The organism is Defluviimonas aquaemixtae, from assembly GCF_900302475.1.
Classification (GTDB): domain Bacteria; phylum Pseudomonadota; class Alphaproteobacteria; order Rhodobacterales; family Rhodobacteraceae; genus Albidovulum; species Albidovulum aquaemixtae.
Window position 1 is genome coordinate 1,386,100 of the sequence record NZ_OMOQ01000001.1, and the last position, 24,748, is coordinate 1,410,847.

Consider the following 24,748-nt stretch of genomic DNA (forward strand, 5'->3'; position numbering starts at 1 on the left):
AGCCGCGAGCGCCGCGCTCCCCCAGCTACGCCTATTCCGTTGGACGCATTCGCGCCAAGCGACATGAATTGTCGCTGATCGACATGCCGCGCACCGCCTTCCCCCGTTGATTGGGCGCAAATCCTCGGGGAGGCGGACATGAAGACCCAGGCACAGGTCGTGGTCATCGGCGGCGGCGTCGTCGGATGCTCGGTACTCTATCACCTGACGAAATACGGCTGGAGCGACGTGATGCTGATCGAGCGTTCGACGCTCACCTCCGGTTCGACCTGGCACGCGGCGGGCGGGTTTCACACGCTGAACGGCGACACCAACATGGCGGCGCTGCAAGGCTATACGATCGGGCTCTACAAGGAGCTCGAGAAGATCACCGGCATGTCCTGCGGGCTGCATCATGTCGGCGGCATCACGCTCGCCGATACGCTCGAACGCTTTGACATGCTGAAGGCGGAGCGCGCCAAGCACCGCTACATGGGCCTCCATACCGAGATCCTCGGCCCCGCCGAGATCGCGAAATTCACCGACGGACTCGTCAACACAGATGGCATCATTGGTGCGCTCTACGATCCGCTCGACGGCCATCTCGACCCCTCCGGCACGACTCACGCCTATGCCCGCGCCGCCAAGATGGGCGGCGCCGAGATCGTCGAGCACAACCGCGTGCTGGAAACCAATCATCGCGCCGACGGAACCTGGGACGTGGTGACGGAGAAGGGCACGGTGCACGCAGAGCATATCGTGAATGCCGGCGGTCTCTGGGCGCGCGAAGTGGGTGCGATGGCTGGCGTCTATCTGCCGCTCCTGCCGATGGCGCACCAATACCTCGTCACCGACGACATCCCTGAGATCGTGGCGATCCGGGACTCTGGCCGCGAATTCCCCCACGTCATGGACCCCGGCGGCGAAAGCTATCTGCGCCAAGAAGGCCGTGGGCTCTGCATTGGCTTCTACGAGAAGCCTTGCGAGGGCTGGTCGCTCGACGGCACTCCCTGGACTTTCGGACACGAGCTTCTGCCCGACAATCTCGACAAGATCGAAGACAGCGTCAACTTCGCCTATCGCCGCTTCCCCGTCCTCGAATGTTCGGGCGTGAAAAGCGTGATCCACGGGCCCTTCACCTTCGCCCCCGACGGCAACCCGCTTATTGGCCCCGTCCCCGGCCTCAGGAACTACTGGTCCGCCTGTGCCGTCATGGCGGGCTTCTCCCAGGGCGGCGGCATGGGCAAGAGCCTTGCCGAATGGATGATCCACGGCGAGACCGACTGCGACCCGCGTGGCTTCGACGTGGCGCGTTTCGGCAAGTGGACGACGCCTGGTTACACCGTCCCGAAGGTGATCGAGAACTACCAGATGCGCTTCTCGGTCTCCTACCCGAACGAGGAACGCCCCGCGGCCCGTCCCTTCCGCACCACGCCGATGTACGACATCTTCGATCAGATGGGCGCGGTCTGGGGCCAGCAGTACGGGCTCGAGGTCGTCAACTACTTCGCGCTGCCCGGCGAGCCGCGCTATGAGACGCCCAGCTTCAAACGTTCCAACGCCTGGGAAGCGACGAAGGCCGAGGTCATGGCCGTCCGCGAAAGCGTCGGCATCAACGAGGTGCAGAACTTCGGCAAGTTCCGTGTGACCGGCCCGAGCGCACGCGGGTGGCTCGACCGGATCATGGCAGGCCTGATCCCGAATCCGGGCCGCCTTTCGCTGACCCCGATGCTTTCGCCGAAGGGCAAGATCATCGGCGACTTCACCGTGACCTGTCTTTCCGACGCCGAGTTCCGCATCACTGGCTCCTACGGTGCTCAGGATCAGCATCTGCGCTGGTTCGAAGCGAACCTCGAAGATGGCGTCACCGTTGAGAATGTCTCCGACCGCGTGACCGGTTTCCAGATCGCCGGCCCGAACGCGCGCGAGCTTCTGTCCCGCGCAACCCGCGCCGACGTTTCCGCCGAGGCATTCAGGTTCATGGACGCCAAGCGCATGACCATCGGCATGGCCGACTGCCTCGTCCAGCGCGTGAGCTACACGGGCGATCTGGGATACGAGATTTTCACCGATTTCATGAGCCAGCGGTCGCTCTGGCACACCCTCTGGGAGGCCGACAAGGATCTTGGCCTGCGCCCCTTCGGCATGCGCGCCATGATGAGCCTGCGCCTCGATAAGCTCTTCGGCTCCTGGGCACGGGAGTTCAGCCCCGACTACTTCCCTGGCGAGACCGGCATCGACCGCTTCATCCGCTGGAACAAGCCCACCGACTGGATTGGCAAGGGGGTGGCGCTGATGGAGAAGGCAGAGGGGCCCAAACGCCGTCTTTGCCCCTTCGTTGTCGAGGCCGAGGATGCCGACGTCGTGGCCTACGAGCCGATCTGGATCGGCGATGACGTCGTGGGCTTCTGCTCCTCGGGCGGCTTTTCGCACTGGACCGGCAAGTCGATCGCCATGGGCTTCGTGCCGAACGGGGCGATCAAGCCCGGACTCGAGGTCGAGATCGAGATACTGGGATCCCGCCGCAAGGCCCGCATGATCGACGGTCCGCTCTGGGACGCCGACGGCGCGCGGATGCGCGGCTGAAATCGTCCCCCACGGCAACCCGGCTTGCGCCATGCGCCCTCGGCGGGGATAGTAGACCCGGGAATAGCCGGTGGGAGTGCCCGGGTGTTCCCGCCTTCTGGAGAGGCACCGCATGAGCGAGCTTGCCATACTGATCCCGGCGGCTGGCGCATCGCGCCGAATGCAGGGGGCCGACAAGCTCCTGATGGAGATCGACGGCGAGCCGATCCTCAGGCGGACCGCAGCAATGGCGAAGGCAACCGGCGCGCAGGTGATCGTGACACTGCCCAATTCGGGTCCGATGCTGCCGGCGCGGCGGACCGCGCTCATGGGGCTATCGGTGCGCGCGCTCGAGATCGGCGACTACCACGACGGCATGGCGGCGAGCCTGCGCGCAGGCGCCCGCGCGGTCGGACCGGTCGAGGGGCTCATGGTCCTCCTGCCCGACATGCCGGATGTCACGCCCGAGGATCTGGGTAAGCTGATTGCGGTCTTCGCCGAAGATCCCACCCGGCCTGTCCGGGCCACGGCCGAGGACGGCACCGAGGGCCATCCGGTGATCTTTCCGAGACGTCTCTTTCAGGAAATGTCGGTGTTGACCGGAGATCGCGGCGGCCGCGTGATTCTTGATGAGGAAAACGTGCGCTTCTGCGCCCTATCCGGCCGCAATGCCGTGATCGATTTGGATACGCCCGAAGACTGGCAGGCCTGGCGCGACCGACGCTAGCCGGTCAGGCTGCGTTCACGAGTGGGGCCGCCTCGTCGGGCGCGGGGCAATGGCGCGCGGGGGTGTAGGCGGCAATGCCGTGGGGATGCCGCAGCTCGGGGAAGATCGTCAGGATCTCGTCGCGCTGCGCCGCATGCAACCCGCCAAGCGCCTCTGCCCCAGGCAGAAAACTCTCGCTCCAGGCGCCGTCGGCCATGACGACCTCATGGGCATCGAACAGAATATGATAGTAGGTCACGCTGCGCTCATCCGAGGTCCGTGCGCAGGCCAGATCGATGGCAGCGACCAGAACCTCGGTATTCTCTTCATCCTGCCCGTACGCGGTGACGAGCATCCGGTGCTGCGGGCTGACCGACAGGTCGCGCTCGGGCACGCCAGCGCCGAGCGCGCCGGTGCGGATCGTCATTGGACGAAGCTCGGGGAATGCCGCAAGCTGGTTCTCGTCGAAGTGCCGGGCACCAATCCACCGGATCGGACGGTAGCCACTGTCGCGCGTCAGAACCCGGTCGCCGACGCGCAGGTCCTCGATCCGGACCGCGCCGCAATCCGTCGCGATCTCAGTGCCTTCGGTGAAGCAGGGTGTGTGCGGCGCGGCGACTGGCGCCGCTGCCGAAGATCGCACGGACATTTCCACCGGCTCTGATGCCGGCGTCCTGCCCGAACTGAGATCACACTGATAACGCACCGACTGAATCTCCCTAACATTCGAACGCGGGGTCACTTGTACACACGCGAATTGAGTAGTCACCGTTTTGGGCCGCATTAAGGCCGCACCGCGACATTCTAGCCATATGAATAAGGCTTTTCAGCCACCGGTTTCAGTAAACGTAACGTAACATCAACCGGTGATTGAATCTATGGCCGGATCGATTCCAGCGCACCTGCCGCCGCCGCGGGGCGCAGCGCTTCTGCCGCAGACCGCTCGGGCGCGACTTCGGCGAGTGCGGTCCGATCGCTCTCGGACAGGCGGCTGATGTCGCCTGGAGCGGCCTCGAAACTCTCGCTCCAGACACCATCTGACAGGACGGCTTCATGCCTGGGCAGAAAGATCTGAAGGTAGGTGACCTCGCGCGGAGTGATCCGCCCGATGCCCGGCCGGCCGACGAGGTCAGCCGCTGGGACGAGCATCTCGGCGTTTTCCTGCCGCAAGAGCATCCGGTGGTTTGGCGACACGGTCAGATCGCGCTCGGGCAGGCCGTTGCCAAGCGAACCCGACGCGAAGCGGACCGGCCGCAGGAGCGGGTTAAGCCCGAGCGCGCGCCAGCCGTAGCAGACGCGGCCGCACCAGAGGACCTTCTGGGCGCCGTTGTCGCGGGTGATCAGCCGGTCGCCGGGTCTCACTGTGTCCGCCGGAACCTCGCCCTGTGGCGTGGCAAGATGGGTGCCGGGCGTGAAGCACGGGATCGAGCGGGAGAGTGTATTGATCTCGTCGCGCCGTGCAATGCGATCGTCACCGTCGAGCATCTCGACGCGGCCGGACCGCTCGTCCTCATCGGCGAAGACAAACCTGAGCGCCGCGGCATCGGCGAGAATCGCATCGTCAGTCATGGCTGCCGCAGTTGTCTCGCTCATCTCTTCCTCGCAAGTCCTGGCCACGCTCAGTCAGGTTCACGCTGGCCGGTCCGAGCCGTTCCACTTGCCTCGGGTTGCCCGTGTCAGGGCCGCAACGCAACCATGCCCCCGGCCCCGCGGACAGCTTTCGGACGAACCGGCTGCACAGGCGGTCTTGCGGAGAGAAGATTGACCCAACGCAACGCTCGCTGTCCAGACTCTAGGCCGCATTTTTTCCTGAATGCCGACCGCAGAAAGCGACGACCGAGCGGCGCCCTTTCAGAACGCGCCGCAGCAATGTTCGTCAGGGCGGCGCCTTTCGCCCCGGAACTGGTAGCCCCTTGGACCCGTTCCAGTCGAAAGAAGCGCCGCCCTTGCCCGCGACATCCGGCATCCTGCGGCATCTCTCAGAGCCGCAATTTGCGCGAAAGCCGTCGGGTGTCCTAGATCCGTTCATGCAGGAGGGATCGGGCAGGCCGTCGTCGCGCCCCGCAATTCCGCGTCGCGTGTGAATTCCTTGCGGCGCGCGGGGCCCCCGGATGCGCACCTCTGGAAGTGTGCGTCTGCCGCCGAACTCGCAACCTGCGTCGATCGCCAAATACCCAACCCCTCGTCGCCCACACCCAGCGTCAATCGCCTACTCAATGCCCGGTCCGCAGGTGTGCGCGGACAAAAAATATCGTCAAGCATCCGGAAACGCAGCATTTCCGGATCCGCTGTGGCGGAACTTCGGTCCGCGCCATTTGGAATTCGGGTGTTCCTCCGCCGCTCGCAGTCCCTACTCCGCGGTTGGCGGAGGACCCGTCACCCAACCCAAGCCACCAACTACGCCCTCAAGGGGCGATTCAGATCTACTGCGCGCCGGCCTATGCGGGAAGGAGAAAGTGACCGAATTGGGCGTCTTCCATCGTGGGATTGTTGCGCAGCGTGGAAGAAAGCGACCCGGCTTACCACGGCACTGTTTCCAATATCAGACAGGTCGCTCACTGCCCTCTCATACGATTTCAATGCGCTACCGGTCGCAGCCATCATGGCTGCCCCGATGCGGTGCGCCGCGTCTTGACCATTTCGACAGGTGAGCGTTCTCAAACCGGAAACGGTGCACTGCTCTCCAGCGCCCGCCTATGCGGAAAAATGGTGAGATTATGGCGTGATGCGCCTGGTCTCCGCCCTGTCATCAAACGCGCCCACAGAGGACGATTGTTCGACCGCGCGCGCCGCAGGCGCAGCGCAATGCGACGCGATTCGGGAGCCTCCGCGTCAGCCGCGCCGAAAGTACCGTGGTGCCCGAGGCGAGAGTCGAACTCGCACGCCTTGCGGCGGAGGATTTTGAATCCCCTGCGTCTACCGTTCCGCCACTCGGGCCACGTCCCGCCGGTCTACCCGTACCGCGCGGGACTGACAAGCGTCTGGCGATCAGAGATCCTGTGCCGCGAAGGTGTCGCAGGCGCCGACCGAACCGGCCTTGTAGCCTTCCGCGAACCAACGCTGGCGCTGCTCGGATGTGCCGTGCGTGAAGGTATGCGGCATCGGCCGTTGACCGGCGTTCTTCTGGAGCGTGTCGTCACCGATCTGCTTCGCCGCATTCATCGCCTCGGCCACGTCGCCTGGCTCGAGCGAGCCGAACCGCGCCTCGGCATGGCGTGCCCAGACGCCCGATAGACAATCGGCCTGCAACTCGATCCTGACCGAGATCGCGTTCGATTCCGCCTGGCTCGATTGCTGGCGGATATTGTTCGCCTCGCCGAGGATGCCAAGCTCGTTCTGAACATGATGCGCGATCTCGTGCGCGATGACATAGGCCGCGGCAAAGTCGCCCCCGGCGCCCAGACGCTGATCGAGCGTCACGAAGAAATCGGTGTCGAGATAGGCCTTCTCGTCGAGCGGGCAATAGAACGGCCCCGTCGCGCCCGAGGCGCCGCCGCAGGGCGACTGGGTGACCTGCTTGAACAGGACCAGCGTCGCCGGATCGTAGGCCCGGCCGAGTTCGCGTTGGAAGATGTCGGCCCAGATCTCCTCGGTATCGGCGAGCGTCACCGAGACGAACTCGCCCGCCTGCACGTCCGCCTCGGTCAGATCGGTGCCCTGGATGCTGCCGCCTTGCGGCGCGCCGCCGAGGAAGGGCGTCACGTCGATGCCAAGGAAATAGCCGACCGCCAGCACGAGGACCACGCCGCCGAGCCCCATCCCGCCCGCGCGGCCCACGCCTGCCCGCCTGCGGTCCTCGATGTTGCGGCTGCCGCGCCGCCCACGCCATTTCATGATCGTCACCCTCCACAGTCAGGGATTGCACACACTTCGGGAACGATACCCTGCCCGATGGGCGGGGCAAAGCCCTCAGCCGCTTGACGGCGCGGCGCGCGCATGGCCTAAGGGCGCGGGGCATTTCGGGCAGGCTCAGATGATCCGCGCACTTTACGACTGGACGATGCGGCTCGCCGATCATCCGCGCTCCCTCAGGGCGCTCGGAGTCGTGTCCTTTATCGAGAGCTCATTCTTCCCGATCCCGCCCGACGTCTTGATGATCCCGATGATCATCGCGCGGCCCTCGCGCGCCTGGGTCGTCGCGACGGTCGCGCTCGTCACGTCGGTGCTCGGCGGGCTTTTCGGCTATTTCATCGGCGCGGTCCTGTGGGAGGCGGTTGGCCAGCCGATCCTCGACTTCTATGGCAAGACGCATGCGGCCGAAGATTTCGCCGCGCGCTTCAACCAATATGGCGCCTGGGCCGTCCTCTTCGCGGGTATCACGCCCTTTCCCTTCAAGGTGATCACCATCATGTCGGGCTGGACCGGTCTGTCGCTGCCGGTCTTCATCGTCTCGGCCATTGTCGCGCGGGGCCTGCGCTTTTTCGTGGTGGCGGGACTTCTGTGGCAATTCGGCGCACCGATCCGTGATTTCATCGAGCGGCGGCTCGGGCTTATGTTCACGCTGTTCATGGTCCTCCTGATCGGCGGCTTCGCCTTGGTGAAATACCTGTGACCTCCCGACGCCTCATCCTGATCGCCGCGGCCGGCTCTGCCGCGCTGCTCATCGGCGCGTTCGTCTTCCAGGCCATGGGCTATGCGCCCTGCAAGCTCTGTATCTGGCAGCGTTGGCCGCACGGTGCCGCCATCGCGATTGGCGCGGTGGCAATTCTGGCGTCGCTGCCGGTACTCGCCTGGGCGGGCGCGCTGGCGGCGGCCGTGTCGGGCGCTATTGGAATCTATCACACGGGGGTGGAGCGGCTCTGGTGGCCGGGCCCCGACACCTGTACTGCAAGCGGAGATCTCCAGGGCTCCGCCGAGGACCTTCTGAACCAGATCATGGAAGCCCCGCTCGTGCGCTGCGACGAGGTCGCCTGGGCGTTCGCGGGCCTTTCCATGGCGACGTGGAACGCGGTTCTTTCCTTTGCGCTCGCGGCGATCTGGATCGCCGCCGCGCGCCGCGCTGCCTGACGCCAGGCTCGTTTCGTCAGATTGGCGCGCCGACCGTGCATTTCGCCGGCATCCGCGGCCCCGCCGCGAAAAGCGACGCTTCCCTTCGACGCGATCCGAGGAAAGACTGCGCCAGGCGACGGCTAACGGAGAGACGAATGAAATCGACCTGCATCCTGATTGGCGCGCCCATCGACACCGGCCAGAAGCGCGAAGGCTGCCTGATGGGCCCGGCCGCCTACCGGGTCGCGGGCCTCGCGCAGAGCCTAAGCGAGCTCGGCCACCCGGTCATCGACCACGGAGACGTGGCGTTGGCGGAGCTTGATGAGCACGACTGCCCAAACCCCGCCGTGCATCACTTGGCCGAAACTGTCGCCTGGACCAAGGCGCTGGCAATGGCCGGCGCCGCGGCGATGTCCGAGGGCGTCCCGATCTTCCTGGGTGGCGATCACTCGCTGTCGCTCGGCTCGGTCGCGGGCGTGGCCGCCCATGCCGCCGAACAGGGCCGCCCGCTCTTCGTCCTCTGGCTCGACGCGCATTCCGATTATCACACACCGCTCACCACGCAGACCGGCAACCTCCACGGCACGCCCGTCGCCTATATCGCCGGCCGATCGGGCTTTGACGCCTTCCCGCCCTTCCCCGCCAGCGTTCCGGCCGAGCGCATCTGCCTTTACGGCATCCGGTCGGTCGACACCGCTGAACATGCGGGCCTTCTAGAGACCGACATGACAATCTGCGACATGCGCGTCCTCGACGAACGCGGCATCGTCGCCCCGTTGCGTGAATTCCTCGATAAGGTGCGCGCCGAGAACGGGATGCTGCACGTTTCGCTCGACGTCGATTTCCTCGACCCCGGCATCGCGCCCGCCGTCGGCACGACCGTCCCTGGCGGTACGACCTTCCGCGAGGCGCATCTGGTGATGGAACATCTGCACGAAAGCGGCCTCGTCACCTCGCTCGACCTCGTCGAGCTCAACCCCTTCCTCGACGAACGCGGCCGAACCGCGCGTCTGATGGTGGAACTCGTGGGCTCGCTCATGGGCCGCAAGGTCTTCGACCGCCCGACGCGGAGCTTCGGATGACCCAGTCCGGTGATTTCAATATCGTGCCTTTCGTCAGCGTCGACAACATGATGAAGCTCGTTCTTCATCTCGGCCCTGAACGCGTGATGACGGACCTCGCCGACTATATCGAGGCCGATTTTCGGCGCTGGGAAAGCTTCGACAAAACCCCGCGCGTGGCCTCGCATTCCGATGTGGGGGTGATCGAGCTTATGCCCACCTCGGATGGCGAGATGTACGGCTTCAAGTATGTGAACGGCCATCCGAAGAACACGCGCGAGGGCTTGCAGACCGTCACCGCCTTCGGCCTTCTGGCCGAGGTCGATACCGGCTACCCGATCCTCCTGACCGAAATGACGATCCTCACGGCGCTCCGCACCGCCGCGATGTCGGCGCTCGCGGCGAAGCATCTCGCCCCCAGGGGCGCCACGACCATGGCGATGATTGGCAACGGTGCTCAGGCCGAGTTCCAGGCGCTGGCCTTCAAAGCGATCTGCGGCGTCACTCATCTCCGGCTCTACGACGTCGATTCGGTCGCAACGCGAAAATGCGAAACGAATCTTGCAGGTTCGGGCTTGAACCTCACAGCCTGCGCGAATGCGGAAGAGGCGATGGAGGGTGCCGAGATCATCACCACCTGCACCGCTGACAAGCAGCTCGCCACCATCCTGACTGACAACATGGTGGGCTCCGGCGTTCACATCAACGCCGTCGGCGGCGACTGCCCGGGCAAGACCGAACTCCACAGGGATATCCTTCTGCGTTCCTCGATCTTCGTCGAATACCCGCCCCAGACCCGCATCGAAGGCGAAATCCAGCAGCTCGATCGGAACCATCCGGTCACCGAGCTCTGGCAGGTCATCACCGGCCGTGCCATGGGCCGCACCGATGCCCGCCAAATCACGCTCTTCGACAGCGTGGGCTTCGCCATCGAGGACTTCTCGGCGCTGCGCTACATCCATGACCAGTTGCAGGTCCTGCCCTACAGCGAACCGCTCGACATGATCGCCGACCCCGACGATCCGCGCGATCTGTACGGCATGCTTCTCAGGGCCAAAGCGAAGGCCGCCTGATCCTGCTGTCTTCTTCTGTTCTCAAATACCTCGGGGGTGCGGGGGCAGCGCCCCCGCCCGGGCGGCATACGCTCTTGCGCGGCGCCGGGCAAACCCCTATTCCGCCGCCATGACACATGCCCATGACCGCCTTCTCATCATCGATTTCGGCAGCCAGGTCACGCAGCTTATCGCGCGCCGGCTGCGCGAGTTGAATGTCTACTGCGAGATCCACCCGTTTCAGCACGTCACCGACGGTTTCCTGAAGGATTTCGCGCCGAAGGCGGTGATCTTCTCCGGTGGCCCCGCCTCGGTCTTCGCCGACGGCGCCCCCATGCCACCGAAGACGGTCTTCGACCTCGGCGTGCCGATTCTCGGCATCTGCTATGGCCAGCAGGTGATGATGCACTGCCTCGGCGGCCGCGTTGAACGCGGCCACAAAACCGCCGAGTTCGGCCGCGCCTATGTCACGCCGACGCAGGCGAATCTGCCGCTCCTCGACGGCTGGTTCGCGGACGGGCGTGAACAGGTCTGGATGAGCCACGGCGACCATGTCTCTGAAATCGCACCGGGATTTTTGGTTTTTGGAACCTCGCCCAACGCTCCTTTCGCGATCACTGCCGACCCCGGGCGGCATTTCTATGCCGTCCAGTTCCACCCCGAGGTGCACCACACACCGAAAGGCGCGAAGCTTTACGAGAACTTCGTGCGCCTCGCCGGTTTCACCGGCGACTGGACGATGGGCGCCTACCGCGAGGACGCGATCGAGAAGATCCGGGCCCAGGTCGGCGATCAGAAGGTCATCTGCGGCCTCTCCGGCGGCGTCGACTCCTCGGTCGCCGCGATCCTGATCCACGAGGCGATCGGCGACCAGCTCACCTGCGTTTTCGTGGATCACGGGCTCCTCAGGCTCGACGAGGCCGAGGAAGTCGTGACCATGTTCCGCGACACCTACAACATCCCGCTGATCCATGCCGACGAGGCCGACCTCTTCCTCGGCGCGCTCGAAGGCGTCTCCGACCCCGAAGTGAAGCGCAAGAGCATCGGCAGGCTCTTCATCGACGTCTTCCAGAAACACGCCAACGAGGTCGGCGGCGCGGCCTTCCTCGCGCAAGGCACGCTCTATCCCGACGTGATCGAAAGCGTGAGCTTCTCCGGCGGCCCCTCGGTCACGATCAAGTCGCACCACAACGTCGGCGGCCTGCCGGAAAAGATGGGCCTGAAGCTCGTCGAGCCCCTGCGCGAGCTCTTCAAGGACGAGGTCCGCGCGCTCGGCCGCGAGCTCGGTCTGCCGGAGAAGTTCATCGGCCGCCACCCCTTCCCAGGCCCCGGCCTCGCCATCCGCTGCCCGGGCGAGATCACCCGCGAGAAGCTCGAAATCCTGCGCGCAGCGGACGCCGTCTATATCGACCAGATCCGCCAGCACGGGCTTTACGACGAGATCTGGCAGGCTTTTGTCGCGATCCTGCCGGTGAAGACGGTGGGCGTGATGGGCGACGGGCGGACCTACGACTACGCCTGTTCCTTGCGCGCGGTCACCAGCGTCGACGGCATGACCGCCGACTACTACCCGTTCACGCACGACTTCCTCGGCGAGACCGCGACCCGGATCATCAACGAGGTCAAGGGCATCAACCGGGTGATGTACGACGTGACCTCGAAGCCCCCCGGCACGATCGAGATGGAGTGAGCGCGCACCTCACCCAGGCGCGACATCGAAGCGGCGGTCTACATTCAGGTCCGCGCACTAGGATCGTCCTGCGATCATCATCCGAGACGTCAAACAGCGATGGTCCGCTCCGGGGTCAAGTGCAGTCTTCATCGCCTCAGTGTTCAGGAAGCAGACCTCGCGGAACAGGCGAACCCGTTCGGCTTGTTCCTACCGGCTTATCCAGCCCCTGACCGCGTCGCCGAACACTTCGCCGCCGTCGGCGGTCACTGCGACCGTATCCTCCAGTTTCACAAGACCCCGGGCCGGGTGCGCCATCGTGGTTTCGACCGAAAGAACCATTCCGGCCTCAAGCGCCAGGTCGCAGTCGATGCCATCGTAGATACGGTTCGACATGATGAAAGGCACCTCATGGCTCACAAGGCCCATTCCGTGAATGACAAGATCGGTGTATTCCCTGTTTGGTCCGTCAGACCGAACCTTGTTGCCGTATTCAAGAAGGTCGCGACCGATCGCTCCGGCGCGAATGTGCGAGAATACGGACTGCTGCGTCGCATCAACCTCGGCAAGCAGGTCCCGAAGTTCGCCGTCAGGTTCACCCAGCACCGCCATTCGGCAAAGGTCTCCGATATAGCCGTCGAGATTGCCGCCTGAATCGATCGACATGCTCTCGCTCAGTTGCCAGGCCTGATCGGACGGGGCTCGGTTGCGGTCGCTTCCCATCGTAACAAGACAGTAGTCGAACCCGAGGCCGCGTCGGGTTTCCTCAAGGCGCACCCGATTGACGATTTCGTTCTTTGTCGTGCCCGGCCCGGCCCATTCCACGGTTGCGACCATCGCTCCTACGATGTCTTCGGATGCCCTCTTCAAGAGCGATAATTCGTCCGGCCGCTTGACCGCACGGAGACGCTCGAGAACCGGGGTCGCGTCGCCGAATGACGCATCGGGAAGTCCGTCCGAGAGGAGGTCCATGGCGTCTGCCGGAAGAAATGCAGGTTCAATTCCGATCCGCCCCTTCGAAAGTCCGCAGGCTTTCGCGCGCTTCACTGCGGCGCCTGCGGCATCCATCGTACCCCAGCTGACAAGGTCCACGTGTGGCGTCCAGAAAGGCCGCAGCGCATGGTCCCAGGCCTCCATGACGCTTGCAACGTAGGTGGCGTCCTGCGGCCGTCCTTTGACATAGATGACGAGCGGCAGATATCTGGAATGCCCAAGGGCTTCCATCGACTGGAAGAAGAAGAAGAACTCGTACCCGCCAAGAAGGTATCGAACATTGTGCTTGGAGTTGACGATGAGGAGATCCAGCTGGTGGCTCTCCATCAATTCATCAGCCAGCCTGTGGTCAAAAGGGACTTGCCCTTCCGCGGATCGGTCGCTCATGTCGCGGGTGCTCTCCTGTTGAGTTGATCCGCGCGGGCGCTCTCAAAAACGCGTCTGCGCTTTGAGATCGGGCAGTCTTTGAATCCAGGGATAGATCAAATGTCCCGTATCGCGCGTTTGGCTATCCTTCGATGTACATCACGATGGTTTCGGGACGCACCCCATCGTATTTCATGGCCTCTGCACCCCTGTCGCTCTTCATCATGGCATCGAGTGCATCCATGTCGGCGACATCCATGGACAGTGCCACCCGGTTCGAGTCTCCCGGGAGTACAAACGTCGTCAGGTCCTTGGCGAGGCCGGCAAAGACCTCGTCGCGTTTTGGAGAGGCAAGCCAATGGGCGACGTCATCGACTTCGTGCGTGGCGATTAGCTTCGGCATGACAGTACCCCCTGCTGAATGTGTGTGTGCGAATGGTCTCACGCCCGGCTCTTTGGAGCAATCTATGTGTTCAGAAGTTGATGCGGCGGGGCTCTCGCTGGGTCGAAATCGGCTCTGTCGGCAAAGAGGATTGCTTCTGATCTTGACCCTGTTTCCGGCCGAGCGAACAAACCGCGCGAAAGGGCCGGGACACAGAGACTTTTCAGCCCGTCACGGCTGCCTTATCGTCGCCTCCATGGCCCGCGTGACCCTGAGAGGCTTCCTGATCGCCCGCAGCCTCGAAGAGGCCGATCGGGTCTCAATGCTCCTGCCCGACCATATCCGCCTAACCCGCGCCGAACTCGGCTGCCTCAGATTCGAGGTCCTGCGCTCTCACGCTGACCCCTGCCGCTTCGCCGTGACCGAGGCTTTCCGCGACCGCGCCGCCTTTGACGCGCACCGGGCCCGTGCGGCCGCGTCAGTCTGGGGGCGCACTACGAAAGGAATTCCGCGCGACTACGAGATCCGCGAGGAACCGCGCGACGGCGGCTGACCGGCTCACTCCGTTCGCCCGCGCAGACTCGCGACCAGGTCGTCATCGAGGTCGAGATACTTCTCCGCCGCATCGAGTACGCCATCATGCGGCTTCTCCGACGCAAGATCGACTCCCTTGCCCAGCCGGTCCGCGATGTGCCCGATCGCATCGAGCCGCGCGCTCTTCTTGTCGTTCGCGGGTACGAGATGCCAAGGCGCGGCCTTGGTCGAGGTCCGCGCAAACATCTCGTCGATCGCCGCCGCGTAATCGTCCCAGCGGTCCCGGTTGCGGAAATCCTCGTAAGTGAGTTTCCAGCGCTTCATCGGGTTCCTGAGCCGCTCCTCGAAGCGCGCGAGCTGTTCCTCAGGCGTGACATGGAAGAAAAGCTTCACGACACGGACGCCGTCGTCGATCAGGAGACGCTCGAACTCGTTGATCTCGCGATAGGCCGCCTGCCAGCGGTGTTCGGGCGTGAGCCCCTCGACGCGCTCGACAAGGACCCGTCCATACCACGACCGGTCGAAAGCCGAGATAGCCCCCGCTGGCGGCAACCGCTCCATGAAGCGCAGGAGGTAGTGCCTCTGAATGTAGTAGTTGCGGGGCGCGCCGATCGGCCACACCTTGAAACTGCGCGGATCGAGCGCGGCCGAGAGCCGTCGGATCGTCCCGCCCTTGCCGGCTGCGTCCCAGCCTTCGAAGACGATCACACCCGAGGCGCCGCCGCGCAAATAGGCATGCTGGATCTGCGCCATCCGGCGCTGAAGCGCGGCCAGCTTCTTCAGATAAGCCGCCTTGCCGATTTTCCGCGACATGTCGGCGTCGGCGAGCCTCGGTTTGCTGCGCGGTTTTGCGGACATCGCACGGCCCCGTCGTTCCGCGCCGCGCACTACGCGCGCCGCCCTCGAAGGAGCCTAGCAGAAAACAAGATGCACGGCATGGCGCTCTACCGGACGCGTCAGCTCCCGAGGATTGCGAGCACGTATCCCTTGGTCTCGGAATAGGGCGGCACCCCTCCGTGCCGTACGACCGCCTCGGGGCCCGCATTGTAGGCCGCAAGCGCGAGCCGCCAGTTGCCGAACCGGTCGTACATCATCCGCAGGTATCGCGCGCCGCCATTGAGGTTGTCATGCGGATCCTCGGCGTTCACGCCGAGCCTCCGCGCCGTCGCCGGCATGAGTTGTGCAAGCCCCCGCGCGCCCTTGTGCGAGACCGCCGTGGGATTCCAGCCGCTCTCCTGCTGGACGAGCCTGAGGAACAGGTCCTCTGGAATCCCGTGCCGCCGCGCCGCCTCCTTCGCGGCGCCGAGATAGAGGCCCCGGTAGCGCCCCGAATAGCTTGGGATCGCGGTTGGCTCCGCACCTTTCTTGCCGTTCGGCGTGAGCCGTGACGAAGCGGAATACTGCGTCGCGGCGCGCGTATCGAGGACCTGCGTCTGCTTGCGGAACATCGCCAGCCGGGACGTGGCCCCGCCGGAAAAGACCAGACCCTCTGCGCGCGCCGGTGCAGAACCGCTTGCCGCAAGCGTCACCGCGGCGGACAAAAATGCTGCTATGGGCTTTCTCATCGGTCCCTCGCCCGGCTTTTTTCTCACCCGCGAGGACTATAGCCGATTTTTCGTCGCGCTGAACAGTCCTGGGTACACCGCTTCCTGGCTACGAGGCTGCGGTTCGGGGCAGCGCCAGATCGCCCGCCGGCGGAGCGTGGAATAGCTCCTCCACGAGCAGGTTCACGAGCTGGCTTCGCCCGCTCACACCGGCCTTTCGGTAGATCGAGTTCAGATGCGTCTTGACTGTGCCCTCGGCCGAACCGCGAAGCGTTGCGATCTCGGCGATTGAGCATCCCTTGATCGTGAAGTTCGCGACGTCCGCCTCGGCAGGCGTCAGGTGCCATTCCGAGAAATACTCCTCCATCACGTCCTGGAGCGCCCCCGAGGCCACGGAAAGCGCACGCTCGGCGCGGGCGTGCCGACGCAGGATGTGAGTCAGGAACAACGCTTCGACCACCAGTCCGCCGATCAGCCCGACATTGGCCAGCGCTTCGAGCATCAGATGCGGTCGATTCCATATTGATGTTGTTTCATCGAAGTAGTCGGTCACCACGTCGCCGACGAAGAAGATCGCCGCAATGGTCTGGAGGCCCATCAGGGCGAGAACCGCGAGACCGATACCGCGCTTTCTTGCTCTTCGACCTGCCATTCACACTGCCCGCCTGCCCGCAACGCTTTATAGCCGGTCAGCATGGATTTCGGAAGATTGATCCCGAGCCTTCGGCTTTCCCACGCCACGCCGGCGAGATGGAACAGGATTGAGGCTTCCGCCCAGGTCACCGCCGCTTCGTGCAGGTCCTCGACCCAGCCGACACCGAAGAATGCGAGCGTCGTCATCATGTAGCCGGACGCGCCAATGACGAGCATGGTGACGATCAGGTTGTAGATCATGAGCGCGCCGAGCGGCGAATGGCCGCGATGGGCGTGGCGGCGCCTCGTCGCCATTTCCGTCAGCTGACCGAGCGCGGCCTTGGCGGATGGCGGGAAATCGGCGAACCGCGCGTGGCGCGGGCCGATGAATCCCCACACGATTCTGAGAGCGACCAGGGCGACCAGAGCGAGGCCGAGATACTCGTGCGGCTTGCCTTCAGGGTCGTTGAGAAAGGCATTGGCTGTGAAGCCGATGACCAGCGACCAGTGAAAGAGCCGCACGAACGGGTCCCAAACATAAATCCGTGACATCATGTCCCTCCGTCGCGGCGGCAGTGTCTCCGCCGCCGCGCGTTCCGTCGGATCAGCTTCCTTCCTTCGTGCGGACGACCTTCAGATCCTCGTCTAGGTAGAGTTCGTACATCTTGCCGTCCCTGACGGCGTAGACTTCGATCATCCCGTCCTCGGTGTCGATTTTCCGGACTTCGTAGCCCTCGGCAGCGAGGTTCTCGGTGATCTTTGCCTGGGTGGCGGCGTCGGGCAAGTCGCTCGCGATCGCCGGCAGCGCGAGGCCGAGACCGAGGAGCGTAGCGAAGGCGAAGGTCGTTTGTCGGGTCATGTCCGTCTCCGGTGTCGTGCCGCGGCGGGGCTGCCGCGACCTCTCGCCCCGCTTTGCCCTACCTGCGCGCCGCCCGCCATTGAACCGGCGGTATAAGGGCGACGATCCGCTCTGCCTGCAACCGGAGTTCTACGCGGCTTCCCGCCGACGCCGCCCGGCGCGAATTATGGGAATCTTAACCATGAGCGCTTTTCTTGACCGGCACCGGATGGTCTAACGGGGCAAACGAGAATCGCGAGGAGGTACCCGGCATGGCGGGATCGGTGAACAAGGTCATTCTGATCGGCAATCTCGGGGCCGATCCGGAGGTGCGCAACTTTCCCAGCGGCGGCAAGGTCTGCAATCTCAGGCTCGCCACCTCCGAGACATGGCGTGACCGCAATACCGGCGAACGGCGGGAGCGCACCGAATGGCACCGCGTGGCGATCTACAACGAGAACCTCGTCAAGATCGCCGAGCAGTATCTGAAGAAGGGCTCAAAGATCTACATCGAAGGTCAGCTCGAAACCCGGAAATGGCAGGACCAGTCCGGGCAGGACCGCTACACGACCGAAATCTCGCTCAGGCCGTATCGCGGCGAACTCACACTGCTCGACGGTCGCAGCGAAGGCGGCGGCAGCTATGAAGACGACCGTTCCGGCGGGTATGGCGGCGGTTCGTCGAGCGACCAGGGCGGCGGCAGCCGCGCCGATCTGGACGACGAGATACCGTTCTGACAGACTCGCCCCCGCAGATGGCGCGGGAGCAAAGCGATGACACTAAGCGAACTCGGCATTCCCCGGACGCTTGAGGATACGGCCGACCCCGCGCGCGCGGCGCTTGTCGTCTACGACATGCAGGCCGGCATCCTTTCACAGCTCCCCCACGGGCCGGAGGTGCTAGCGCGCGTGCTCGATGTGCTCTCATTTGCGCGCGAACGCGGCCACCCGGTCTTCTTCCTGCGCCACATGTCCTTGCCCGCAAAGCTTGCCGGCGTTTTTCAACGGCGCCAGGCGATGCACTGGCAGCGGCTGGAGCGCCAGGAGGACATCCGGCCCTGGTTCCTGCGCGACAGCCCGGGTTTCGCGCTCGCCGACGAACTTGGCCCGCGCGAGGACGAGGCGATCTTCGACAAGATCTCCATGTCGGCGTTCGAGGGGACGCCTTTGGCGATGGCGCTCCGCGATCTCGGCCTCACCTCGTTCATGTTGTGCGGCATCGCGACCGAGATTGGGCTGGCGCCGACGGTGCGCCACGGCTCGGACCTCGGCTTCATCCCGATCGTGATCGAGGACGCCTGCGGCCACGGCCACGCCGAGGCAGGCGAACGCGCGCTTCAGAACATGCGCTTCCTGGGCGACGCGATCATGACAACGACAAACGAGCTGCGCACCGCGTTCGCTTCCTGACGATCGTGGCCGCGCCACGTTCGGCTGCGAAACGCCCGCTGTTTCATATTGGCTTCAAATACCTGCGCCGGAAGCATCCGAGGAGCCGTCCGACGGCCGGCGACGAGAGGGGGTCTTGCGCCGCAGCCGCTCCGCGAAACTGACCGACCGCGCCGCCAGCGCGGGCGTCAGCGCAGCGCCAGAGCCTCGCCCAGAACCGCCAGGACCGCGCCACCCGGCACGTCATCCGCGACGAACGCCTCACCGATGCCCCGCGCGAGGATGAAGCGGAGCTTGCCGTCGATCACCTTCTTGTCCTGCGCCATCAGCGTCATCAGAGCCTCCGCCCCCGGCAGTTCGCCCGGAATGTCGGCAAGATCGGTCCTCATGCCCATGGCCTTCAGATGGGCCCTGACCCGGCTCGGCGCCTCCTGCGAACACAAGCCGAGCCGCTGCGACAGCTCGAAGGCCAGGGCGCAACCGATCGCGACGCCCTCGCCATGAAGCAGCCGATCCGAATAGCCGGTTGCGGATTCGAGCGCGTGACAGAAGGTGTGGCCGAGGTTCAGCAGCGCCCGGTCGCCTTGTTCGGTCTCGTCCCGCTCGACGATGCGCGCCTTCATCTCCACCGACCGGCGGACGGCGTATTGTCGCGCCGCAAGGTCTCCGGCGGCGAGCGCAGGTCCGTTTTGTTCGAGCCAGGCGAAGAATTCTGCATCGCCCAAAAGCCCGCATTTCACGACCTCGCCATAGCCCGACAGGAAGTCGCGGGCTGGCAGCGTGCCCAGCACGTCGATATCCGCAAGTACAAGCGACGGCTGATGGAAGGCGCCGATCAGGTTCTTTCCGTGGACCGAGTTGATGCCCGTCTTGCCCCCCACCGAGCTGTCGACCTGAGCAAGAAGCGTTGTCGGGATCTGCACGAAACGCACGCCGCGCCTGAGGACTGCGGCGGCGAAGCCGGCGAGGTCGCCGATCACCCCGCCGCCGAAGGCGACGACTAGGTCGCGCCGCTCAACCTTCTCGGCAAGCAGCCAGTCGACTGCGCGGGAGAACTGCGCCCAGCCCTTTGTCGCCTCGCCCGCTGGCAGGGCGAGCGCCGACATGGACACGTCGCCGAGTCCGGTCCGCAGCGCCTCGAGATGCAGCGCCGAAGCCGTCTCGTCCGTCAGCACCGCGACGCGCCGCCGTTGCAGGAGCGGTGCGATTTCTACCCCAACCCGCCCAATGAGACCCGCGCCGATCCGCACATCGTAGCTGCGGCTGCCAAGCTCCACCCGGACCGTATCCGTCGCCTCTGTCATCGGGTCTCCAAAATGTCGGCGCGCTCGGCCAGCGCTTCAATCACCTTGCCGGCCATGTCTTCGACGGAATAGGCGGGCCGGGCCTCGACCACAAGACCGGCCAGCGCGTACAGGGGCTCCCGGTCCTCCAGAAGCCGGGCGAGCGTGCCCCTGGGATCGGGCGTCCTCAGAAGCGGCCGCGTCGTCTTGTGGCGCACCCGGCTCCAGAGAAGATCCAGATCCGCCTTGAGCCAGACCGCCACGCCCTTCTGCGCGATCTCATCACGATTGCGGGCCGAGAGGAATGCGCCGCCGCCTGTCGACAGGATGCAGGGCGGGCCGGCCAGAAGCCGCTTCAGAACCTCGGTCTCGCGGTTCCGAAAGAAAGCCTCTCCGTCGCGTGCGAATATCTCGGTGACGGTCATGTTCGCGGCACGCTCGATCTCGTCATCGGAATCGAGGAAAGGCACGCCGAGAAGCCGCGCGAGCGCGTTTCCCACGGCCGTCTTGCCCGCCCCCATCATGCCCACAAGGGCCACGGTCTTCTGCAGTCGCCCTTCCGTCACTCCGTCCTTTCGGCCGTGGCCGTCGGTGCTGCCGCGGCGGGCCCCTGCCCACTCGGAAAACTTTCTCCCCTGAATGGCGTGAACTCAACGAGATTGCCATATATAATCGTCGCGCCGTCCTCTCCGGGGCATGACGTGGCGGGCGCGGCGGCACTAAGAGAGCATAATAAACAGAGCAGACGGCAGGACGAGATGGTGAGACTGATCAAGGCAGTGTTGTTTCTGGCGCTTCTTGGGTTCGTGGGCCTCGCGGGCTATGCATATCTGGGCGACATGACGCCCAATCGCAGCGAGGTCGTAGAGCCGGTTGAGCTGAATGTTGACAGGTAGGGTAGCGCTCCTTTCGGTGTTGGTTCTCGTCATCGCCCCGACACTGAGTGCTCAGGGCGTGGACGGCGACCGGCCTATGTCCGCAATCGACTGGCTGTCGAACTCCATCGCCACGCCCACGGCCCAACCCCTTCCCCCCGGCACGACGATAGAGCCGCCGGTTGCGCCCGGTGTGGTCCATCAGCCAATCACGACGATGTCGATCGACGGCCCCTCGCTCGATGCTTTGGGGCTCGTACCGGTATCCGCCACCGGCCTGCCGCGCAATCTTTGGGGCACCAGCACCTCTGCCGACCTTGCCCGCCTCATCCGGGCCGAAGGGGTGGACACGCTGCCCGCGCTGCAGTCGCTTCTCATGGCGGTTCTTGTCGCCGAGCTCTCCCCGCCGATAGATTCTGACGGGCGCGGCGAATTGTTCCTCGCCCGCGTCGACAAGCTTCTCGATCTCGGCGCGCTCGATCCCGCGCTTGCCCTTCTCGAACGCATCGACGAACAGCAGCCCGAAACCTTCCGCCGCTGGTTCGACGTGGCGCTCCTCCTTGGTGAGGAGGACCGCGCCTGCGATCTGATGCGCAAGACGCCTGAGGTCGCTCCGACTTTTCCGGCCCGTGTCTTCTGTCTCGCGCGTGGCGGCGACTGGAACGCTGCGGCCCTCTCGCTTCGGACTGGTGAAACGCTCGGTTACGTGGAGCCCGAGATGGTTCCGCTTCTCGAACGCTTCCTCGATCCCGAACTTGCGGAAGGTGCGCCCGACCTGCCGATGCCGCCGCGCCCCTCGCCGCTCGTCCTGCGGCTGATGGAGGCCATCGGGCAGCCGCTGTCCACGACGACGCTTCCGGTCGCTTTCGCCCAGTCCGACCTTCGCTCCAACGCCGGCTGGAAGACGCGTCTCGAGGCGGCTGAGCGGCTGGCGCGCACTGGCGCGATCGAGCCCAACCGTCTTCTCGGCCTTTACACCGAACGCAGGCCTGCGGCCTCCGGAGGCGTCTGGGAACGCGTGAAGGTCGTGCAGACGATCGACCGCGCGCTCGCCGACGAGGATCGCGATGGCGTCGCGCGCACTCTGCGGGAGGCTTGGGAAGAAATGGTGGAGAGCGAGCTCGAAGTGCCCTTCGCGACGATCTTCGGATCGCGGCTCGCCGGGCTTGGCCTCGAAGGCGAAACCGGCCGGCTTGCCTTCCGGATCGGCCTTCTTTCGCCGGGCTACGAAGCGGTCGCGCGGGCACACCGGCCGCAGGGCACCGATGACCGGTTCCTGATCGGCCTCGCGCTTGGCGATGCCGAACGGACGACGCCGCCCGACCAGATGGGCGCCGCGATCCACGCGGCCTTCCTGCCCGGACCCAGCCCGGATGCCGATTCCGCCGCGCTGATCGAGGAAAACCGGATGGGCGAGGCCCTCCTGCAGTCGATTGACCGGATCACCGAAGGCGCGCGCGGCGATTTGCGCGAAGTGACGGACGGGCTGGCTCTGCTCCGCCACGTCGGACTCGAGACAACTGCGCGGCGCGCGGCGCTCGAACTCGTCCTTCTGGAACGGCGCGGCTGATCCGGTGGCGGAGGAGCGCTGGATATCGGCCTTTCTCGATGCGCAGGCGGCAGAGCTTGGCGCGGCGCGAAACACGCTTCTGGCCTATGGGCGTGATCTGAAGGATTTCTCCGCGTGGCTTGCCCGCGAGGGCTCTGGATTCGAAACAGCCGGGCAGGATGAGATCGAAACCTACCTCATCTGCTGCGAGGCAGAGGGACTTTCGCGCGCAACCCGGGCGCGGCGCCTGTCCTCGATCCGCCAGCTCTACCGCTTCGCCTATGACGAGGGTTGGCGGCGTGACAATCCGGCGATCCGCATTGCCGGTCCCGCAAAGCCCAAGCGGCTGCCCAAGGTGCTGAGCATCGAGGAGGTCGAGGCGCTGCTCGACGCCGCGCGGCAAAGCGGGCGGACACCTGTCGAGCGGGCCCGCAACATATGCTTGATGGAGGTCCTCTACGCCACGGGGCTCCGCGTCTCGGAACTCGTGGGTCTGCCGGTCGCGGCGGCGCGCGGCGACCCACGGATGCTGATGGTGACGGGCAAGGGTGGCAAGGACCGGATGGTCCCGCTATCTGGCCCCGCCCGCACGGCGCTGCAGGATTGGCTCGCGATTCGTGACGCCGCCGAGGAACGGGCGCGCCTCGAGCGCGGCATGTCTCCCGCACGCCATCTGTTCCCGGCGCGCGGTGCATCTGGCCATCTCACCCGGCAGGCGTTTCACGCGATCCTGAAGGACCTCGCCGCCGCAGCCGCGATTGCACCCGACCGGGTCACGCCGCATGTCCTGCGCCATGCCTTCGCCACGCATCTTCTGGCCGGCGGTGCCGATCTGAGGGCGATCCAGACACTTCTCGGCCATGCCGACATCTCGACGACCGAGATATATACCCACGTACTCGATGAGCGGCTGAAGGCACTGGTCCTCGATCACCACCCGCTCGCGCGCGATGTCCGCGAACCATAGGCAGGCCATCTTGCAGGCGATCCGCGCCGCGCACATAAGGGGTGGAACGAAAGGTATGCATCGATGGAAACGACAACCCTGATCGACGGGGCATTCTGGCTCACTGCGGGGGCTATCCTCGCGCTTCTCATGCTGTCGGCGTTCTTTTCGGGGTCCGAGACTGCGCTGACAGCAGCCTCGCGCGGCAAACTCCGGGCGCAGGCCGACAAGGGCAGTCGGGGCGCTGAACTTGCGCTGGAGGTGACGGAGGACGGCGAGAAGCTGATCGGCGCGATCCTACTCGGCAACAACGTCGCCAACATCCTGTCCGCAGCGCTCGCCACGGCGCTGTTCTCGAAGCTTTTCGGCGCGAATGGAGTGGCGGTCGCGACGCTCGTAATGACGACACTGGTCCTGATCTTCGCCGAGGTCTTGCCCAAGACCTACGCGATCACGGTGCCCGAATCCGCCGCGGCGCGCGTGGCACAGCCCATCCGCGTCGTCATCCTCGTATTGGCGCCCATCGTGACCCTGGTGCGCGCAATCGTCCGGGGCCTCTTGATGCTCTTCGGCGTCAAGACCGATCCCGATAGTCACATCCTTTCATTCCGGGACGAGATTGTCGGTGCGCTCGCCCTCGGCCATTCGGAGGGCGCGGTCCACAAGGAAGACCGCGACCGCCTCCTCGGCGCGCTCGATCTCTCGCATCGGACGGTCGAGGAAATCATGCGCCACCGCAGCCAGATCGAGATGATGGACGCCGAGACCGAGCCGGACCGCATCCTATCGACCGTGCTCGCCTCGCCCCACACGCGTCTTCCAGTCTATCGTGGGGAGCGCGAAAACATCATCGGCGTGATTCACGCGAAGGATCTTCTGCGTGCCGTGGAAAAGACCGTGCGCGGCGAGGATGGCAACCTCGCCTCAATCCGCGATCTCGACATCATGTCGGTCGCCAAGCCCGCCTACTTCGTGCCCGAGACAACGCCCCTGGATGAGCAGATGCGCGAGTTTCTCAAGCGGCGCACGCATTTCGCACTGGTGGTCGACGAATATGGCGACCTGCGCGGCCTGATCACACTCGAAGACATCATCGAGGAGATCGTGGGCGAGATCACCGACGAATTCGACCTCGACGCCGAACATCCGCTGAAGCGGACCGATGCGGGCGACTATGTCGTCGACGGCGCGATGACGATCCGCGATCTCAACCGGGCGACCGACTGGTCGTTGCCCGACGTCGAGGCCAATACCATCGCCGGTCTCGTCATCCACGAAGCCCAGATGATCCCCGCAGAGGGCCAGGTCTTCTCGTTCCACGGCTTCCGTTTCGAGGTGCTCGCGCGGAAGGAGAATCGCATCACCCGGCTGAAGATCCGGCCGCTGTGACAGCGTC

Annotated in this window: 26 protein-coding genes and 1 tRNA gene; 14 read left to right on the top strand and 13 right to left on the bottom strand. The window is 64.9% G+C overall.

Annotated features, from left to right (window positions below; all coding sequences use genetic code 11):
• Nucleotides 1-138 precede the first annotated feature (138 nt).
• Complete coding sequence (locus DEA8626_RS06835) at nt 139-2,565, top strand: GcvT family protein (RefSeq protein ID WP_108852260.1); 2,427 nt, start codon at nt 139-141, stop codon at nt 2,563-2,565.
• Nucleotides 2,566-2,677: 112 nt separating this feature from the next.
• Entirely contained in the window at nt 2,678-3,271 is a 594-nt protein-coding gene (locus tag DEA8626_RS06840) for a nucleotidyltransferase family protein (protein WP_108852261.1), read from the top strand.
• Nucleotides 3,272-3,275: 4 nt separating this feature from the next.
• On the opposite strand, the gene DEA8626_RS06845 is transcribed toward DEA8626_RS06840, so the two are convergent.
• The 4 genes from DEA8626_RS06845 to ypfJ all read right to left on the bottom strand — a co-directional run bounded on the left by DEA8626_RS06845 (nt 3,276) and on the right by ypfJ (nt 7,084).
• The gene (locus tag DEA8626_RS06845) at nt 3,276-3,893 is read right to left on the bottom strand and encodes a Hint domain-containing protein (RefSeq protein ID WP_245890785.1); all 618 of its coding nucleotides are present in this window, start codon (nt 3,891-3,893) and stop codon (nt 3,276-3,278) included.
• Nucleotides 3,894-4,126: 233 nt separating this feature from the next.
• Nucleotides 4,127-4,843 carry a Hint domain-containing protein gene (locus tag DEA8626_RS06850; protein ID WP_108852263.1) on the bottom strand — a complete coding sequence of 239 codons (717 nt, stop codon included), beginning with the start codon at nt 4,841-4,843 and terminating at the stop codon, nt 4,127-4,129.
• A 1,260-nt stretch (nt 4,844-6,103) separates the two neighbouring features.
• Nucleotides 6,104-6,187 (bottom strand) — tRNA-Leu (locus DEA8626_RS06855).
• 51 nt (nt 6,188-6,238) lie between these two features.
• Nucleotides 6,239-7,084 carry a KPN_02809 family neutral zinc metallopeptidase gene (gene ypfJ, locus DEA8626_RS06860; RefSeq protein WP_108852264.1) on the bottom strand — a complete coding sequence of 282 codons (846 nt, stop codon included), beginning with the start codon at nt 7,082-7,084 and terminating at the stop codon, nt 6,239-6,241.
• Nucleotides 7,085-7,223: 139 nt separating this feature from the next.
• Between ypfJ and DEA8626_RS06865 the strand changes: the two genes are divergently transcribed.
• From DEA8626_RS06865 to guaA, 5 genes are all read left to right on the top strand, one after another.
• Nucleotides 7,224-7,802: a YqaA family protein gene (locus DEA8626_RS06865; protein WP_108852265.1), complete on the top strand. Its 579-nt coding sequence runs from the start codon at nt 7,224-7,226 to the stop codon at nt 7,800-7,802.
• Nucleotides 7,793-8,257, top strand: a complete 465-nt coding sequence (locus tag DEA8626_RS06870) for a disulfide bond formation protein B (protein WP_438502433.1) — start codon at nt 7,793-7,795, stop codon at nt 8,255-8,257. The genes DEA8626_RS06865 and DEA8626_RS06870 overlap by 10 nt, the downstream gene beginning before the upstream one ends.
• A gap of 137 nt (nt 8,258-8,394) precedes the next feature.
• Entirely contained in the window at nt 8,395-9,321 is a 927-nt protein-coding gene (gene rocF, locus DEA8626_RS06875; protein ID WP_108852267.1) for an arginase, read from the top strand.
• On the top strand, nt 9,318-10,373 hold the full coding sequence (ocd, locus tag DEA8626_RS06880) for an ornithine cyclodeaminase (RefSeq protein ID WP_108852268.1): 1,056 nt from the start codon (nt 9,318-9,320) through the stop codon (nt 10,371-10,373). Before rocF ends, ocd begins: the two co-directional genes overlap by 4 nt.
• Nucleotides 10,374-10,482: 109 nt before the next feature.
• Nucleotides 10,483-12,042: a glutamine-hydrolyzing GMP synthase gene (gene guaA, locus DEA8626_RS06885; protein WP_108852269.1), complete on the top strand. Its 1,560-nt coding sequence runs from the start codon at nt 10,483-10,485 to the stop codon at nt 12,040-12,042.
• Nucleotides 12,043-12,231: 189 nt separating this feature from the next.
• Here the strand turns inward: guaA and DEA8626_RS06890 are convergent, their stop codons facing one another.
• Both DEA8626_RS06890 and DEA8626_RS06895 read right to left on the bottom strand, forming a co-directional pair.
• Entirely contained in the window at nt 12,232-13,401 is a 1,170-nt protein-coding gene (locus DEA8626_RS06890; protein ID WP_108852270.1) for a M24 family metallopeptidase, read from the bottom strand.
• A gap of 121 nt (nt 13,402-13,522) precedes the next feature.
• On the bottom strand, nt 13,523-13,783 hold the full coding sequence (locus tag DEA8626_RS06895) for a hypothetical protein (protein ID WP_108852271.1): 261 nt from the start codon (nt 13,781-13,783) through the stop codon (nt 13,523-13,525).
• Nucleotides 13,784-14,018: 235 nt separating this feature from the next.
• Between DEA8626_RS06895 and DEA8626_RS06900 the strand changes: the two genes are divergently transcribed.
• Nucleotides 14,019-14,315: a putative quinol monooxygenase gene (locus tag DEA8626_RS06900; protein WP_108853355.1), complete on the top strand. Its 297-nt coding sequence runs from the start codon at nt 14,019-14,021 to the stop codon at nt 14,313-14,315.
• A 5-nt stretch (nt 14,316-14,320) separates the two neighbouring features.
• Here DEA8626_RS06900 and DEA8626_RS06905 read toward each other — a convergent pair whose 3' ends face one another.
• The 5 genes from DEA8626_RS06905 to DEA8626_RS06925 all read right to left on the bottom strand — a co-directional run bounded on the left by DEA8626_RS06905 (nt 14,321) and on the right by DEA8626_RS06925 (nt 17,332).
• The gene (locus DEA8626_RS06905; protein ID WP_108852272.1) at nt 14,321-15,154 is read right to left on the bottom strand and encodes a polyphosphate kinase 2 family protein; all 834 of its coding nucleotides are present in this window, start codon (nt 15,152-15,154) and stop codon (nt 14,321-14,323) included.
• Between the two features lie 98 nt (nt 15,155-15,252).
• Nucleotides 15,253-15,861, bottom strand: a complete 609-nt coding sequence (locus tag DEA8626_RS06910) for a lytic transglycosylase domain-containing protein (protein WP_108852273.1) — start codon at nt 15,859-15,861, stop codon at nt 15,253-15,255.
• A gap of 88 nt (nt 15,862-15,949) precedes the next feature.
• Entirely contained in the window at nt 15,950-16,438 is a 489-nt protein-coding gene (locus DEA8626_RS06915) for a helix-turn-helix transcriptional regulator (protein ID WP_245890786.1), read from the bottom strand.
• Entirely contained in the window at nt 16,438-17,025 is a 588-nt protein-coding gene (locus DEA8626_RS06920) for a cytochrome b/b6 domain-containing protein (protein ID WP_108852275.1), read from the bottom strand. The genes DEA8626_RS06915 and DEA8626_RS06920 overlap by 1 nt, the downstream gene beginning before the upstream one ends.
• 52 nt (nt 17,026-17,077) lie before the next feature.
• Nucleotides 17,078-17,332: a PepSY domain-containing protein gene (locus tag DEA8626_RS06925; protein WP_108852276.1), complete on the bottom strand. Its 255-nt coding sequence runs from the start codon at nt 17,330-17,332 to the stop codon at nt 17,078-17,080.
• Nucleotides 17,333-17,583: 251 nt separating this feature from the next.
• Between DEA8626_RS06925 and ssb the strand changes: the two genes are divergently transcribed.
• Both ssb and DEA8626_RS06935 read left to right on the top strand, forming a co-directional pair.
• The gene (gene ssb / locus DEA8626_RS06930) at nt 17,584-18,048 is read left to right on the top strand and encodes a single-stranded DNA-binding protein (RefSeq protein ID WP_108852277.1); all 465 of its coding nucleotides are present in this window, start codon (nt 17,584-17,586) and stop codon (nt 18,046-18,048) included.
• A gap of 36 nt (nt 18,049-18,084) precedes the next feature.
• Complete coding sequence (locus tag DEA8626_RS06935; protein ID WP_108852278.1) at nt 18,085-18,720, top strand: cysteine hydrolase family protein; 636 nt, start codon at nt 18,085-18,087, stop codon at nt 18,718-18,720.
• Between the two features lie 167 nt (nt 18,721-18,887).
• Here the strand turns inward: DEA8626_RS06935 and aroB are convergent, their stop codons facing one another.
• Complete coding sequence (gene aroB, locus DEA8626_RS06940) at nt 18,888-20,003, bottom strand: 3-dehydroquinate synthase (RefSeq protein ID WP_108852279.1); 1,116 nt, start codon at nt 20,001-20,003, stop codon at nt 18,888-18,890.
• Entirely contained in the window at nt 20,000-20,548 is a 549-nt protein-coding gene (locus DEA8626_RS06945; protein WP_108852280.1) for a shikimate kinase, read from the bottom strand. Before DEA8626_RS06945 ends, aroB begins: the two co-directional genes overlap by 4 nt.
• A gap of 195 nt (nt 20,549-20,743) precedes the next feature.
• Here DEA8626_RS06945 and DEA8626_RS21570 point away from each other — a divergent pair, with 195 nt between their 5' ends.
• The 4 genes from DEA8626_RS21570 to DEA8626_RS06960 all read left to right on the top strand — a co-directional run bounded on the left by DEA8626_RS21570 (nt 20,744) and on the right by DEA8626_RS06960 (nt 24,741).
• Nucleotides 20,744-20,878: a hypothetical protein gene (locus DEA8626_RS21570; protein WP_281261495.1), complete on the top strand. Its 135-nt coding sequence runs from the start codon at nt 20,744-20,746 to the stop codon at nt 20,876-20,878.
• Nucleotides 20,865-22,427, top strand: coding sequence for a hypothetical protein (locus DEA8626_RS06950; protein ID WP_245890787.1), 1,563 nt, complete (start codon nt 20,865-20,867; stop codon nt 22,425-22,427). The genes DEA8626_RS21570 and DEA8626_RS06950 overlap by 14 nt, the downstream gene beginning before the upstream one ends.
• 4 nt (nt 22,428-22,431) lie before the next feature.
• The gene (locus tag DEA8626_RS06955; RefSeq protein WP_108852282.1) at nt 22,432-23,373 is read left to right on the top strand and encodes a site-specific tyrosine recombinase XerD; all 942 of its coding nucleotides are present in this window, start codon (nt 22,432-22,434) and stop codon (nt 23,371-23,373) included.
• A gap of 63 nt (nt 23,374-23,436) precedes the next feature.
• The gene (locus DEA8626_RS06960; protein ID WP_108852283.1) at nt 23,437-24,741 is read left to right on the top strand and encodes an HlyC/CorC family transporter; all 1,305 of its coding nucleotides are present in this window, start codon (nt 23,437-23,439) and stop codon (nt 24,739-24,741) included.
• Nucleotides 24,742-24,748: the final 7 nt, after the last annotated feature.

Coding starts and splice junctions, on each gene's coding strand:
- DEA8626_RS06835 (WP_108852260.1), top strand. CDS start 139: ATGAAGACCCAGGCACAGGTCGTGGTCATCGGCGGCGGCGTCGTCGGA.
- DEA8626_RS06840 (WP_108852261.1), top strand. CDS start 2,678: ATGAGCGAGCTTGCCATACTGATCCCGGCGGCTGGCGCATCGCGCCGA.
- DEA8626_RS06850 (WP_108852263.1), bottom strand. CDS start 4,843: ATGAGCGAGACAACTGCGGCAGCCATGACTGACGATGCGATTCTCGCC.
- ypfJ (WP_108852264.1), bottom strand. CDS start 7,084: ATGAAATGGCGTGGGCGGCGCGGCAGCCGCAACATCGAGGACCGCAGG.
- DEA8626_RS06865 (WP_108852265.1), top strand. CDS start 7,224: ATGATCCGCGCACTTTACGACTGGACGATGCGGCTCGCCGATCATCCG.
- rocF (WP_108852267.1), top strand. CDS start 8,395: ATGAAATCGACCTGCATCCTGATTGGCGCGCCCATCGACACCGGCCAG.
- ocd (WP_108852268.1), top strand. CDS start 9,318: ATGACCCAGTCCGGTGATTTCAATATCGTGCCTTTCGTCAGCGTCGAC.
- guaA (WP_108852269.1), top strand. CDS start 10,483: ATGACACATGCCCATGACCGCCTTCTCATCATCGATTTCGGCAGCCAG.
- DEA8626_RS06890 (WP_108852270.1), bottom strand. CDS start 13,401: ATGAGCGACCGATCCGCGGAAGGGCAAGTCCCTTTTGACCACAGGCTG.
- DEA8626_RS06895 (WP_108852271.1), bottom strand. CDS start 13,783: ATGCCGAAGCTAATCGCCACGCACGAAGTCGATGACGTCGCCCATTGG.
- DEA8626_RS06900 (WP_108853355.1), top strand. CDS start 14,019: ATGGCCCGCGTGACCCTGAGAGGCTTCCTGATCGCCCGCAGCCTCGAA.
- DEA8626_RS06905 (WP_108852272.1), bottom strand. CDS start 15,154: ATGTCCGCAAAACCGCGCAGCAAACCGAGGCTCGCCGACGCCGACATG.
- DEA8626_RS06910 (WP_108852273.1), bottom strand. CDS start 15,861: ATGAGAAAGCCCATAGCAGCATTTTTGTCCGCCGCGGTGACGCTTGCG.
- DEA8626_RS06915 (WP_245890786.1), bottom strand. CDS start 16,438: ATGGGCCTCCAGACCATTGCGGCGATCTTCTTCGTCGGCGACGTGGTG.
- DEA8626_RS06920 (WP_108852275.1), bottom strand. CDS start 17,025: ATGTCACGGATTTATGTTTGGGACCCGTTCGTGCGGCTCTTTCACTGG.
- DEA8626_RS06925 (WP_108852276.1), bottom strand. CDS start 17,332: ATGACCCGACAAACGACCTTCGCCTTCGCTACGCTCCTCGGTCTCGGC.
- ssb (WP_108852277.1), top strand. CDS start 17,584: ATGGCGGGATCGGTGAACAAGGTCATTCTGATCGGCAATCTCGGGGCC.
- DEA8626_RS06935 (WP_108852278.1), top strand. CDS start 18,085: ATGACACTAAGCGAACTCGGCATTCCCCGGACGCTTGAGGATACGGCC.
- aroB (WP_108852279.1), bottom strand. CDS start 20,003: ATGACAGAGGCGACGGATACGGTCCGGGTGGAGCTTGGCAGCCGCAGC.
- DEA8626_RS06950 (WP_245890787.1), top strand. CDS start 20,865: ATGTTGACAGGTAGGGTAGCGCTCCTTTCGGTGTTGGTTCTCGTCATC.
- DEA8626_RS06960 (WP_108852283.1), top strand. CDS start 23,437: ATGGAAACGACAACCCTGATCGACGGGGCATTCTGGCTCACTGCGGGG.